Origin of the sequence: Arthrobacter gengyunqii, assembly GCF_023022985.1 — a bacterium.
In the GTDB taxonomy this organism is placed as follows: Bacteria; Actinomycetota; Actinomycetes; order Actinomycetales; family Micrococcaceae; genus Arthrobacter_B; species Arthrobacter_B gengyunqii.
The window spans coordinates 2,193,095-2,206,069 of sequence record NZ_CP095461.1; the positions used below are offsets into that span (position 1 = coordinate 2,193,095).

Annotated in this window: 11 protein-coding genes and 1 riboswitch; of the genes, 3 read left to right on the forward strand and 8 right to left on the reverse strand. The window is 66.8% G+C overall.

The annotated features are described in order from the left end of the window. Nucleotides 1–2: 2 nt before the first annotated feature. The 5 genes from alaS to MUG94_RS10000 all read right to left on the reverse strand — a co-directional run bounded on the left by alaS (nt 3) and on the right by MUG94_RS10000 (nt 5,915). Nucleotides 3–2,696: an alanine--tRNA ligase gene (gene alaS / locus MUG94_RS09980; RefSeq protein WP_227890013.1), complete on the reverse strand. Its 2,694-nt coding sequence runs from the start codon at nt 2,694–2,696 to the stop codon at nt 3–5. A gap of 85 nt (nt 2,697–2,781) precedes the next feature. Further along, nucleotides 2,782–3,036, reverse strand: a complete 255-nt coding sequence (locus tag MUG94_RS09985; protein ID WP_231704978.1) for a DUF6167 family protein — start codon at nt 3,034–3,036, stop codon at nt 2,782–2,784. Nucleotides 3,037–3,064: 28 nt separating this feature from the next. Further along, nucleotides 3,065–3,436, reverse strand: a complete 372-nt coding sequence (locus tag MUG94_RS09990) for a DUF948 domain-containing protein (RefSeq protein WP_227890014.1) — start codon at nt 3,434–3,436, stop codon at nt 3,065–3,067. 190 nt (nt 3,437–3,626) lie between these two features. Then, complete coding sequence (rpsD, locus tag MUG94_RS09995) at nt 3,627–4,253, reverse strand: 30S ribosomal protein S4 (protein ID WP_104054795.1); 627 nt, start codon at nt 4,251–4,253, stop codon at nt 3,627–3,629. Between the two features lie 255 nt (nt 4,254–4,508). Then, the gene (locus tag MUG94_RS10000; RefSeq protein WP_227907621.1) at nt 4,509–5,915 is read right to left on the reverse strand and encodes a replication-associated recombination protein A; all 1,407 of its coding nucleotides are present in this window, start codon (nt 5,913–5,915) and stop codon (nt 4,509–4,511) included. Between the two features lie 92 nt (nt 5,916–6,007). Between MUG94_RS10000 and MUG94_RS10005 the strand changes: the two genes are divergently transcribed. Beyond that, a complete protein-coding gene (locus MUG94_RS10005; protein WP_227890016.1) occupies nt 6,008–6,643 on the forward strand; it encodes an acVLRF1 family peptidyl-tRNA hydrolase in 636 nt (211 codons plus the stop codon). A gap of 41 nt (nt 6,644–6,684) precedes the next feature. Here the strand turns inward: MUG94_RS10005 and MUG94_RS10010 are convergent, their stop codons facing one another. After that, nucleotides 6,685–7,788: a nitronate monooxygenase gene (locus MUG94_RS10010; protein WP_227907620.1), complete on the reverse strand. Its 1,104-nt coding sequence runs from the start codon at nt 7,786–7,788 to the stop codon at nt 6,685–6,687. Between the two features lie 9 nt (nt 7,789–7,797). Continuing rightward, a complete protein-coding gene (locus MUG94_RS10015; RefSeq protein ID WP_227907619.1) occupies nt 7,798–8,634 on the reverse strand; it encodes a PhzF family phenazine biosynthesis protein in 837 nt (278 codons plus the stop codon). A 104-nt stretch (nt 8,635–8,738) separates the two neighbouring features. Then, nucleotides 8,739–8,856, forward strand: a riboswitch (SAM riboswitch). 51 nt (nt 8,857–8,907) lie between these two features. On the opposite strand from MUG94_RS10015, the gene MUG94_RS10020 reads away from it, so the two are divergent. Then, nucleotides 8,908–9,414 carry a flavin reductase family protein gene (locus MUG94_RS10020; protein WP_227907618.1) on the forward strand — a complete coding sequence of 169 codons (507 nt, stop codon included), beginning with the start codon at nt 8,908–8,910 and terminating at the stop codon, nt 9,412–9,414. 304 nt (nt 9,415–9,718) lie between these two features. On the opposite strand, the gene aspS is transcribed toward MUG94_RS10020, so the two are convergent. Continuing rightward, on the reverse strand, nt 9,719–11,503 hold the full coding sequence (gene aspS / locus MUG94_RS10025) for an aspartate--tRNA ligase (RefSeq protein WP_227907617.1): 1,785 nt from the start codon (nt 11,501–11,503) through the stop codon (nt 9,719–9,721). Between the two features lie 166 nt (nt 11,504–11,669). Between aspS and MUG94_RS10030 the strand changes: the two genes are divergently transcribed. Further along, nucleotides 11,670–12,974: an APC family permease gene (locus MUG94_RS10030; protein ID WP_227907616.1), complete on the forward strand. Its 1,305-nt coding sequence runs from the start codon at nt 11,670–11,672 to the stop codon at nt 12,972–12,974. Nucleotide 12,975: the final 1 nt, after the last annotated feature.

The window sequence follows — 12,975 nt, forward strand, 5'->3', positions numbered from 1 at the left end:
TTTCAGCCCCGGTTGGCTACAGCTGCCTTGACGGCGGTAAGCGCAGCACCCAGCTTGGCTGCGTCCGAGCCGCCGCCCTGGGCGACGTCGTCCTTGCCGCCTCCGCCGCCGCCGAGAATGCCGGCTGCGGTTTTGACCAGAGCGCCCGCCTTCACACCGGCGGCACGGGCCTCCTCGTTGGTGGCAACAATCACCACGGGACGGGAGTTGGAAACGCCCGCGACGGCAACAACGGCAGCACCGCTGCCGAGCCGGGAGCGCAGGTCCAGCGCCAGGGTGCGAAGGTCGTCGGCACCTGCCCCGGTGCCGGCGTCGTGAATCAGGACACGGACGCCGTCGACGTCAACCGCAGTGGAGACCAGCGCGGCCGCCGAGGCAGCCAGCTGCTCGCGGCGCAGCCGTTCCAGTTCCTTCTCGGTGGACTTCAGCTTGGCCAGGGTGGCGGCCAGCCGGTCCGGCAGCTGCACGGAGGGAACCTTGAGCATTTCGGAGAGCTCGTTCACCAGTGCCCGTTCGGCGGCGAGGTGGCGGAAGGCGTCCATGCCGACGAACGCTTCCACCCGGCGGTTGCCGGATCCCACGGACTGCTCGCCCAGGAGGGTGAGGCTGCCGATGCGCGACGTCGAGGCCACGTGGGTGCCGCCGCAGAGTTCACGGGACCAGTCGCCGTTCATTTCCACCACGCGCACGGTGTCGCCGTAGGCTTCACCAAACAGCGCGGTGGCGCCCAGGGCCTTGGCCTCGGCGAGGGACATGATCTTGGTCTCGACCTGGTAGTTGCTCCGGATGGCGAGGTTGGACACTTCCTCGATCTCGGACTTCGCGGCGTCGGAGAGTCCTTCGCCCCAGGAGAAGTCGAAACGGAGGTAGCCGGCCTTGTTGTAGGAACCGCGCTGCAGTGCCTCCGGGCCGAGGATCTGGTGCAGGGCGGCGTGCACAATGTGCGTACCGGAGTGCGCCTGCTCGGCCTCATGGCGGCGCTGGGCGTCGACGGCGGCAAGTACGTTGGCGCCTTCGGCAATTTCGCCCTCGCGGACAATCGCCTTGTGGACGCTCAGGCCCTTGACCGGGCGCTGCACGTCCTGAACCTCCAGGACAAAGCCGTCGCCGGTGATGAGGCCGGTGTCAGCGGCCTGGCCGCCGGCTTCCGCATAGAACGGCGTTTCGTTGAGCACCAGGGAGATCTCGGTGCCCTGGCCGGCGTACGGAACCCGTGAGCCGCCGGAAATGATGCCGCGGACCAAGGATTCGCTGGTCAGCTCGTCATAGCCCGTGAACACGGTTTGGCCGGCGGCGAGGAGTTCGTTGAACACCGAGACGTCGTCGTGGCCGTGCTTCTTGCCTCGGGCGTCGGCCTGGGCGCGCTGGCGCTGCTCCTGCATGAGGGAGCGGAATCCGGCCTCGTCGACCTTCAGTCCGGCTTCCTCAGCCATTTCCAGCGTGAGGTCGATCGGGAAACCGTAGGTGTCGTGCAGGGTGAAGGCGTCTTCACCGGACAGCGGCTTGTTGGCGGCCTGCGAAATCTTGACTGCTTCCTCCAGGCGCTCGGTGCCGGAGGCGATGGTGCGCAGGAAGGCTTTTTCCTCGGCGTACGCGATGCGGCTGATGCGCGCAAAGTCGGTTTCCACCTCGGGGTAGGTGCCCTTCATGGCGTCCCGGGAGACAGGCAGCAGCTCCGGCAGGACAGCGGTTTCCACGCCCAGCAGGCGCATGCTGCGCACGGCACGGCGAATCAGGCGGCGCAGGACGTAGCCGCGGCCTTCGTTGGAGGGGCTCACGCCGTCGGAGATGAGCATCAGCGCGGAACGGATGTGGTCCGCGACGACGCGCAGCTTAACGTCATCGGCGTGGTGCGGATCCGAGGGATCTTCGGCGGAGGTGTACGTCTTGCCGGAAAGTTCGGCTGCCTTGTCCAGGACGGGACGGACCTGATCGGTCTCGTACATGTTTTCCACGCCCTGCAGGATCATCGCCAGGCGCTCGAGTCCGAGGCCGGTGTCGATGTTCTTCTGCGGCAGTTCACCGGCAACGTCGAAGTCGGTCTTGGAACGGACGGCGGAGAGCTGGTACTGCATGAAGACCAGGTTCCAGATTTCGATGTAGCGGGTCTCGTCAACGGCGGGGCCGCCTTCGAGGCCGTAGGCCGGTCCGCGGTCGTAGTAGATCTCGGAGCAGGGGCCGCCGGGGCCGGCCTGTCCGGTGTTCCAGTAGTTGTCGGCCTTGCCGGTGCCGATGATGCGCTCGTTCGGGATGCCGATCTTGTCGCGCCAGATCGCGCGTGCTTCGTCGTCGCGCTCGTCGCCGTCTTCATAGACGGTGACCCAGAGGCGCTCGGGGTCCAGGCCGAAGCCGCCCTTCTCGACGTCGGAAGTCAGCAGCTCCCAGGCGAAGGTGATGGCCTCTTCCTTGAAGTAGTCGCCGAAAGAGAAGTTGCCGGCCATCTGGAAAAACGTGCCGTGGCGTGCGGTCTTGCCCACTTCTTCGATGTCCGCGGTGCGGATGCACTTCTGCACGCTGGTGGCCCGGCTGTATGGGGGCGTTTCGCGGGCCGTCAGGTACGGGATGAAGGGCACCATTCCGGCCACGGTGAACAGCAGCGACGGATCATTGGTGACGAGCGACGCGGAGGGAACCACCGTGTGGCCCTTTTTGCTGAAAAAATCCAGCCAGCGGCGTGCGATCTCGTGGGACTTCATGGTGCTTTTACCCTTTCGGTAATTCAATCTTGCGCAGCAACGAGCTGCAGGCACAGGGTGACGGGTGGTGCGGGCCAGTGGTGGGTCAGCGGCGCACGGCGGTCATGGTGCCGGCCACCGTGTCAGCGGTTTCCAGGCCCAGTGCGGTGCGCAGGTCGCCTTCGCGTTCCGTCATGCCTTCCCGGAACGCGTCGGTGAAATTCTGCAGGGCCTCGGCGGCGGTGCCGACGGCCTTGTTGAGTCCGGCCGGACCCAGGGTGTTCTTGGCGTCCGAGAGGCGGCGGACGGCGATGACCCCGATGGTGACACCGATGGACATCCAAAAGACTCTTTTGATCATTCTGTTCGCTCCTGTGCTGGTGGCGGGTTTAGCGGCTGCGGCGGCCGCGGCTCTTGCCGCGGGTGGTAAGTGCGGAACGGACGCCGTAGCTGAAGGCCGAAACCTTGATCAGCGGCGAACCGACTGTTGCAGCCACCAGGGAGGACAGCGCGGAAATGTTTGCCGTCGCATCCGAGACATTGGAGGAAATGCCGTCCACCTTCTGCAGCTGCAGGTTGGTGGTGGACACCGTGGTGGTGACTTCCTCAATCAGCGGGGTGGTTTCGTCGCTGATGGTACGGATTGCGCCGCGCAGCTCATCAAACACCTTGCCCAGCTTCCAGATCGGGACGGCCAGCAGCACCACCAGCACCGCAAACACACCGGCCGCAATCAGACCGGCAATATCTCCACCCGACATGGTTCTCCTCTTGGATTGAAAACTAAAACTTCCGCTATGTACCTTACCCACTTCAAGGCCACAGCACTTACTTGTCCCGGGCGGCGCCCTACGTGTCCCCGAGGGGAAACAGCCGCCAAAGGGGCCGGTTAACCGAACAGCCCGCGGCACGGGGCCGCGGGCTGTCCAGAAAAATCGAGAAGACTCGAAATTAGCGTGCGTAGTATTCCACGACGAGCTGCTCTTCGCAGGTCACGGGAACTTCCGAGCGCTTCGGGCGACGCACGAGGCGTGCCTGCAGCTTGTCCAGGGAAACATCCAGGTAACCCGGAACGGCGGGCAGGACGTCGCGGTGGGCGCCGGCAGCGGCAACCTGGAACGGCGTCATGGTCTCGCTGCGCTGGTGCACATGGATGAGCTGGCCTTCGGAAACGCGGAACGACGGGCGGTCCACGCGGGCGCCGTCAACCATGATGTGACGGTGCACAACAAGCTGGCGGGCCTGGGCGATCGTGCGGGCAAAGCCGGCGCGCAGCACGAGGGCGTCAAGACGCATCTCGAGCAGCTCGATCAGGTTTTCACCGGTCAGACCGGCGGTGCGGCGGGCTTCCTCGAAGACACGGGTCATCTGTGCTTCGCGGATGCCGTACTGTGCGCGCAGACGCTGCTTTTCGCGCAGGCGTACAGCGTAGTCGCTGTCCTGCTTGCGACGTGCGCGGCCGTGCTCACCCGGGGGGTAAGGACGACGTTCGAAGTACTTGGCTGCCTTGGGGGTCAAAGCAATGCCGAGGGCGCGCGAAGCGCGGGCCTGACGGCGTGCACGTGTGTTGTTAGCCACGTTCACCTTTCACTGTTTTGGCGGTTTGGCCACCGCAGCCCTGGCTTTCACCGGGATACCGAGATGACTGATACGTAAGTACTGGCCTCCATTAGGGAGAGCTCCGGCCAACCGCTGCCTTCTGCTACAGACACGGCGTCGGGCACAACTTTTCGCCGGTAAAAGCGGAAAGGGGGGTCCGGCGTCGCACTTGCCAGTCAACCATCAATGCTAGCACGCACGGCGCGGGCAGATCTCCGGCCGCTGCCTCCCGGGCTACTTTCCGCGGACGATGCCGCGCAGCCGCTCCAACCGCGCCGCAATGTCGCGTTCGATGCCGTTAGCCGTGGGCTCGTAGTAGTTGCGGCCCACCAGATCATCCGGCGGATACTGCTGCCGGGCCACGCCGTGCGGCTCGTCGTGGGAGTAGATGTAGCCCTTGCCGTGGCCGAGCTGCTTCGCCCCCGGATAGTGCGCATCCCGCAGGTGCGCGGGAATCCCCTGCCCGCGGCCGGCGCGCACATCCGCGATGGCGGCGTTGATCCCGTTGTACGCCGCATTGGATTTCGGTGCGGTGGCAATGTGGACCACGGCTTCGGCCAGGATGATCCGGCCTTCGGGCATGCCGATCATCTGCACCGCCTGGGCCGCGGCGACGGCGGTCTGCAGGGCGGTGGGATCAGCCATGCCCACATCCTCGGCGGCGGAAATCATCAGCCGCCGGGAGATGAAGCGCGGGTCCTCCCCCGCCTCCAGCATCTTGGCCAGGTAATGCAGTGCGGCGTCCACGTCGGAACCCCGCAGGGATTTGATGAAGGCGCTGGTGACGTCATAGTGCTGGTCTCCGGCACGGTCATAGCGCAGCGCTGCCACATCCAGCGCCTTTTCCGCGTCGCTCAGGGTGACCTCGGGGATGGCCTCGCCCTCGGTGCGTTCGGAGTAGGCGACGCCGGCGGCGGCCTCCAGCGCGGTGAGGCCGCGGCGGGCGTCCCCGGCGGCCAGGCGCACCAGATGCTCGAGCGCCTCGTCACTGAGCCGAACCCGTCCGGCCAGTCCGCGTTCATTTTCGACAGCGCGTTGCAGCAGTGCGGCAATATCCTCTTCGGTGAGCGGTTTCAGCGTCAGCAGCAGGGAGCGGGACAGCAGCGGCGAGACTACGGAGAAGGACGGGTTTTCGGTGGTGGCGGCCACCAGCACCACCCAGCGGTTCTCCACGCCCGGCAGCAGGGCGTCCTGCTGTGCCTTGTTGAACCGGTGGATCTCGTCCAGGAACAATACGGTGGTGATGCGGTGCAGGTCGCGGTTGGTGAGGGCCTCTTCCATGACGCGGCGGACGTCTTTCACGCCGGCGGTTATGGCGGAGAGCTCCACGAATTTCCGGCCGGAGCCGCGGGCCACCACGTGCGCGAGGGTGGTTTTTCCCGTGCCGGGTGGACCCCACAGCATGACTGACGACGGCCCGGCCGGCCCGCGGTCATCGGCGGACTCCGCCAGGGTGCGCAGCGGGGATCCCGGCCCGAGCAGGTGCTGCTGGCCCACCACTTCGTCGAGGGTGCGGGGGCGCATCCGCACGGCCAGCGGGCTGCGCGGGCGCTTCCGGGCGTCGTCGGCGTCGGCGCCGAAACCGGCTCCGTCGTCGTCCGCGTTGGAGGTGTCGCTGTCGCTGCTGAACAAATCACTCACCAATCAAGGCTACTCGTGCCGTAGCGTGGGATTGGCCCGGCGGACGCCGGGTGCTGTTCGCATTTGGTGAGCAGACTCTCCAGGAGAACCAAATGCCCGCCACACGCTCCACCTTTGTTTCTGCGCAGCGGCTGCCCGGCTGGCTGGACCGTCTGGCCGCCGGCGCCGGGCAGCTAAGCATCACGCCCGAGCACGGCGGCCTGCATGTGTCCGCGGCCAACGGCACCGAAGCGGACCTGCTGGCGCCGTGGCCGGACGACGGACGCCCCGGGCGGGGAGCCGACGACGTCGAGCGCCTGGTCTCGCTGGCCGGCCAGTCCCGCACGCTCGGGATTGTGTTGCTGCGCCGCGGCGGTTACGCCGTGGGTGTTGCCCGGGAGGGCCGGTTGCTCGCGTCAAAGGCCGGCAACCGCTACGTGCAGTCCCGGACGGCTGCCGGCGGCGGATCGCAGCAGCGTTTTGCCCGGCGGCGGGCCAACCAGGCCGACGCACTGGTGGAGACGGCCGCCGAGCAGGCGGCGCGGATCTTCACCGAACATCCGCCGGAGTATCTGGTGTTCGGCGGAGACCGCGCGCTGACCGAGGTGCTGGCGCGGCAGAAGATCTTCGCGCGGTGGAGCAACCTGGCCCGGCTGCGTCCGCTCGATGTTCAGGACCCCAAACTGGCGGTGCTAACTCAGGCTGCCAAGGATGCCTGCTCCGTTTTCATCCGAATTACTGTGCCCTGACCCGTTCAGATACCGAGCCCTGTGCTGTCCCGCGACCGACCTCAATCGGCCAGTCCGAACAGCCGGCGGAGAATCACCGGTGCCGGACCTTCAGCGGCGTGCCGGAACCCTGTTCCGGCCCACAGGCTGACTCCTTCCGGATTGCCTGCCGCCGCGGCGGCGGCCCGGAGCTGGCCGGTGATGTGATTGACGTACGGATAGGCGTCCGGGGCATCCGGATGGGCACGCATGAAGTCATTGGTCAGCCCTCTGGCTGGACGGCCGGAGAAGGCCCGTGTCAGCGAAGTGTCAGGATCCCTGCGGCCCTGTACAGCGTCCATCAACCCGCCGCGGTGCACTGTGCTGGTCCCGGCTTCGTCGCTGAGCAGCAGCAGTGTTCCCACTTGGACGGCACCCGCCCCGGCGGCCAGAGCTGCGGACGCGTCCTCCGGGGTGGAAATCCCTCCCGCTGCAACCAACGGGAGCGGGCAGGCTTCTCGAACCTGGCCCAGCAGGTCCGTCAGCGCCACCTCGCCGGGGACCTTCCCGCTGTCCAGCGTTCCCCGGTGTCCGCCTGCCTCCGGGCCCTGCACGCACAGGATGTGCGCTCCCGCCTCCGCGGCCGCGCGGGCCTCGCCGGCGTCGGTGACCGTCACCACGCTGCAGATTCCCTGCGCCGCAAGCTCCGCGAAGACCGCCGGTTCCGGCAGTCCGAAGGTGAAGGACACTACCGGGACCCGCTCCCGCAGGACCAGCTCCAGCTTGGCCTGCCAGCCGTCGTCGTCGGTGGGATCCGGCATCCCGGGTTCGGGGACGGTGGTTCCAGCCGGCCCCTGCCCTGCTGCTGCGACCAGGTCCTCACGGAAGGTCAGGGCGGCTTCGATTCTTCGGGCTTGGGCTGCGGCCTTCGCCGCGGCCTGATCCTGCGCGGCGACCGGGTAGGTGTTGGCAGCATCCGGTACGAAGAGGTTCAGGCCAAAGGGCCTGCCGCTCAGCCGGCGCAGCTGGGTGATCTGGTCCGCCACGGATTCGGCGCTTTTGTAGCCGGCGGCCAGGAAGCCGAGCCCGCCGGCCTCCCCCACGGCGGCAGCCAGCTCCGGGGTGGAAGGCCCTCCGGCCATGGGCGCACCGATAACCGGAAGGGCGAGGGACTTTAGGGTGAACATGGTGCCGGATTACAGCGTGACGGTGCCGTCAATGCAGGTGACCGTGGATCCGCCCACCCAAATTTTGCGGTCCCGGGTGAAGACCCGGACCCGGCCGGAGCGCTGGACGGCAGTGCCCTGGGTGACGACGTAGCGTTCCGGTGCCAGTGAGGCTCCGATCAGCCACTGGGCGAGTCCGGCATTGAGGCTGCCGGTGACCGGATCCTCTGCAATACCGAGACCCGGTACGAAGGCGCGCACTTCAAAGTCCGTTTCCGCGTCCGCCGGCTGCGCACCGATGACGCCCACGCGCAGGTTGCCCATGATCGTCGGGTCCGGGTTCAGCGCCAGGACGGTTGCGGCGTCCGGGAGCAGCAGTCCCAGCCAGCCCGGTCCGTTGTCGATCCAGTTGGAGGCGAGGATTTGCTCCGTTTCCAGGCCCAGTGCCCGCCGGGCCTGGTCCAGGACGTCGTCCTCCAGCTCACCGGAGCGCAGCAGGGGCGGAGCGGCAAACGCCGCGATCCCGGCATTGGCGTGCAGCGTCACAAGCCCTATGCCGCATTCCTGCACGACGACGTCGGGGTACCGGCGCTTGGCTCCGGTCTCCAGCCAGGCGTGGCACGTGCCCAGCGTGGGGTGTCCGGCGAAGGGAATCTCCCCGCCGGGGGTGAAGATCCGGACCCGGTAGTCGGCCCCGTCCACGGTGGGCGGCAGGACGAAGGTGGTCTCGGAAAGGTTGGTCCACCGGGCAAAGGATGCCATCTCGGCATCCGTCAGCCCTTCCGCTTCGAGCACCACTGCCAGTGGGTTGCCCAAATACGGTTCGCTGCCGAAAACGTCCACCTGTTTAAACCACCGCTGTCTCATTCTTCACACTGTATCCCTTCATTCCCATGACTTTTATGAAGCGGAGTTTACGAACTGTGGCGGGGGTTTGTGTCCCGGTGCTGCCCGGCCTACGTTGGAGCAGGAATCAAGAGTTCCAGCCACGGGCCCTGGCCGGCTGGACGGCAACCCTCTCGCCGTAGCGGGGTGCTCCAGGTGACGATTCGGCCGCCCGAACCCATTCCGGCGCGGCAAGTACTGCGCTTCGCCGTTGCTTCTTTCCGGCCTGGCGCTTGAGGCAAAGGACCTATGCGCATGACACTTTTGACCGACCTTCAGCCCGCTGCGCTGCGGCGGGCCTTTTCCCGATTCCCCTCCGGCGTTGCGGCTTTGTGCGCGGTCATCGACGGAAAGCCGCAGGGCCTTGTCGCGTCTTCGTTTACGGTCGGGGTTTCCATGGATCCGCCGCTGGTGATGTTCGCCGTGCAGAACACGTCCCGCACCTGGCCCGTCCTGCGCGGTGCCGGACGGATCGGGGTGTCGGTTCTCGGATCCGATCATGAGGGCGTCTGCAAGCAGATTGCTTCCAATACAGGCGACCGCTTTGCCGGGCTGAGCCTGCACACTGACACCTCCGGTTCACTCTTCCTGGACCGGGCAGCCCTGTGGCTCGAGTGCTCTGTGGAAAAGGAGATTCCGGCCGGCGACCATGCGGTGGTGCTGCTGCGCGTCCACGGCCATGCTTCCCACGAGGACGCCCACGAACCGCTGGTCTTCCACGGCTCAGCCTTCCGGCATTTGGGGGTTCCCGCCTTCGCCTGACAGCCGCGGGCCGCCGTTTCCCTCCGGTTTGGGAAGTCCCTCCGGTTTGGGAAATCCCTGCCACTGCGGACCGGTCACTTTTTCCCAAAACGGAGGGAACGGGACAAAACGGAGGGAAACAAAGCCCTACATCCGGAAAGCACGGAGCCCGGCCGCCATAAAAGACGACCGGGCTCCGTGCACCGCTTGGGCCTGTCAGACTGTGCACCTGTCAGACTGTGCAACCCGCCAGGCTCTGCAACCAGTCAGGCTGTACAATCCGCCAGGCTCACCGGGGCAAGCCGGGCTGCATGTCCGCCGGGACTTAGCTTTCCTGCGGCTTGTCCTGCTTCTTCTCAGGCTTGAAGTCCACGCCGGCTTCCTTGCGCTGCTGGGCAGTGATCGGAGCCGGTGCCGCGGTCAGCGGGTCGTAGCCGCCGCCGGACTTCGGGAACGCTATGACGTCGCGGATGGACTCGGTGCCGGCCAGCAGGGCCACCACACGGTCCCAACCGAAGGCGATGCCGCCGTGGGGCGGTGCGCCGTACTTGAAACCTTCGAGCAGGAAGCCGAACTTCTCCTGCGCGTCCTCCTGCGAAAGGCCCATGACCTTGAAGACGCGTTCCTGCACGTCGCGCTGGTGGATACGGATGGAACCGCCGCCGATTTCATTGCCGTTGCAGACAATGTCATAGGCGTAGGCCAGGGCCGACTCCGGATCGGTGTCGAACGTGTCCATGAACTCAGGCTTGGGAGACGTGAACGCGTGGTGCACGGCCGTCCAGGCGCCGCCGCCCACTGCCACGTCACCGGCTGCCACAGCGGCCGACGCCGGCTCGAACATGGGAGCGTCCACAATCCACACGAAGGCCCAGTCGTTGGGATCGATCAGACCGGTGCGGTGGCCGATCTCCACGCGGGCGGCGCCGAGCAGTGCACGGGAGGCGGTTGTCTCGCCGGCAGCGAAGAAGACGCAGTCGCCGGGCTTGGCGCCAACCTTCTCCGCGAGGTTCTCACGCTCGAAGTCGGTGAGGTTCTTGGCAACGGGACCGGTCAGGGTGCCGTCCTCCTGGACCAGCACGTAAGCCAGGCCCTTGGCGCCGCGCTGCTTGGCCCATTCCTGCCACGCATCCAGGGTGCGGCGGGGCTGCGAGGCACCGCCGGGCATGACGACGGCGCCCACGTACGGGGCCTGGAACACGCGGAACGTGGTGTCCTTGAAGAAGTCGGTCAGCTCGGTCAGCTCCAGGCCGAACCGCAGGTCCGGCTTGTCCGAACCAAAGCGGGCCATGGCGTCCCGGTAGGTCATGCGCTGGATCGGGGTGGGGATCTCGACGTCGATCAGCTTCCACAGGGCCTTCACCACGGACTCGCCCAGGGCAATGATGTCGTCTTCCTCGACGAAGCTCGCCTCAATGTCCAGCTGAGTGAACTCCGGCTGGCGGTCCGCGCGGAAGTCTTCATCGCGGTAGCAGCGGGCGATCTGGTAGTACTTCTCGAAGCCGCCCACCTGCAGCAGCTGCTTGAACAGCTGCGGTGACTGGGGCAGTGCGTACCAGGATCCCGGGGCCAGACGCGCCGGAACCACGAAGTCGCGGGCACCCTCGGGGGTGGAACGGGTCAGCGTGGGGGTTTCGATTTCCACGAAACCTTCGTCATGCAGCAGGTTCCGGGCAATGCGGTTGGCCTCGGAACGCAGGCGCATGTTCCGGGCCGGAGCCGGACGGCGCAGGTCCAGGTAGCGGTGCTTCAGGCGGGCCTCTTCGCCAACCTCCACGTGCTCGTCAATCTGGAACGGAAGCGGGTCTGAGGTGTTCAGGACCACGACGTCGTCAGTGATGACTTCCACTTCACCGGTGGCCAGCGAGGGGTTCTCGTTGCCTTCCGGGCGCTTCTGCACGGTACCGGTGATCTGAAGGACATATTCGTTGCGCAGCCCGTGGAAGACGTCCTCTTCGCGGACCACCACCTGGGCCACTCCGGAGGCGTCACGGAGGTCGAGGAAAGCAACCCCGCCGTGGTCCCGCCGTCGGGCCACCCAGCCAGCGAGGGTGACGGTCTGTCCAATATGCTCGGCCCTTAGGGAACCAAGGGCATGAGTGCGCAGCACAGCAGTCCTTTCAAGATTGCTTGCGGAAAACACTGTTCCCGCTCATTGTGAATACAAGGTCTCTTCATGAGTTTACCGGTGTTCACATCCTTTCCCAGCCAAGGGCACGGCTGCGCAGCCCGGTGCGGGCGCGGCACCGCCCGGGCCCGACCGAATGGAGGGACGCGTGTCCGGAAGCTCCTCAGAGAAACTCCCGCTGGGCGGTTTTGACGCCACCACTGTGGGAATCGGCTGCATGGTTGGCGGCGGCATTTTTGTGGTCCTGCCGCTGGTTGCGGACGCTGCCGGCTTTGCACTCGCCGCGTCCCTGGCCCTTGCCGCACTGGTGGCCTATTGCACAGCGGCGTCCACTTTCCTGCTCAGCGCCGGGCTGCGCATCAGCGGGCACCGCAACGCCGGAGGTACAGCGCGTACCGCGGCCCGGGTCCTCATGGGGCCCTACATGGGTTTCTTCACGGGCTGGACGATGGTCTGCGCCCTGGTGACGTCTGCTGCCGTGCTCGCCCTGACCTTCGGGTTGTATGTGGTGCCCGGGCAAGCCCGGCCCGCAGCCGCTGGAGCAGCCGTGGCGGGAACCGCCCTGTACCTGTTCGGGCTGCAGCGCAGCACCTGGGTGATCCGTTTCGTGCTGGCCTTCGTGCTTGGCATGCTGGGTTTCGGCATCGTGGTCGCCTTCAACGAGGCCGGCGGGCCACCCCCGCAGCCCGGCGTGCTGGAGGAGACAGGATCAACCGCGGGGCTGCTGCAGGGTGCGGGCTTCGCCTTTTTTGCGTTCGCGGGGTACGCCCGCCTGGCTGCCGGCGGCTTCCGGGTCCGCGCTCCGGAGCGCAACATTCCCCGTGCCGTTCCGGCGTCCATCATCGTGGCGCTGGTCCTCTACCTGCTGGTTGCACTGTCCCTGGTCACTTGGTTTCAGGGACCTGCCGGACTGGCGGCGTCGATCGCCCCGCTGCGCGAGCCGGTGGCAACGGTGGGATTGGGCATCGGCACCGGCGCGGTGGCCATTGCCGCCGGCGCTGCGAGCCTGTCCGGAGTCTGGATCCTGATGGAGGGAAGCGCCCGCACTGCCGCGGCGATGGCCGGCGACGGCGACCTTCCCCGCGTTTTTGCGCATACCGGCGGAAAGCGGCAGGTGGCATGGCCTGCGGCTGCCGCGGCGGGCGCCGTCGTCGTCGTCCTGGTGCTGACCGTCAGCCTGGGCACTTTGCTGGCCCTGGCCTGCTTTGCCCTGCTGCTCCACGCTGCCATCACCAATCTGTGCGGCTACTCGCTGGAACACCGCCGCTGGTACACCCCGCGGGCAGTGAACCTGGCGGGACTGGCCGGCGCCCTGGTCACGGCGCTGAGCCTGCCGCCGACAGCCATCGTGCTGATGCTGATCGTGCTCGTGTTCGGGCTGGTGGTGCGGCTGACCTTCCGCCGGCCCGGGGCTGCTCCCCCGCCGGACGGAGTTTCGATTCCGCCGTCCTGAC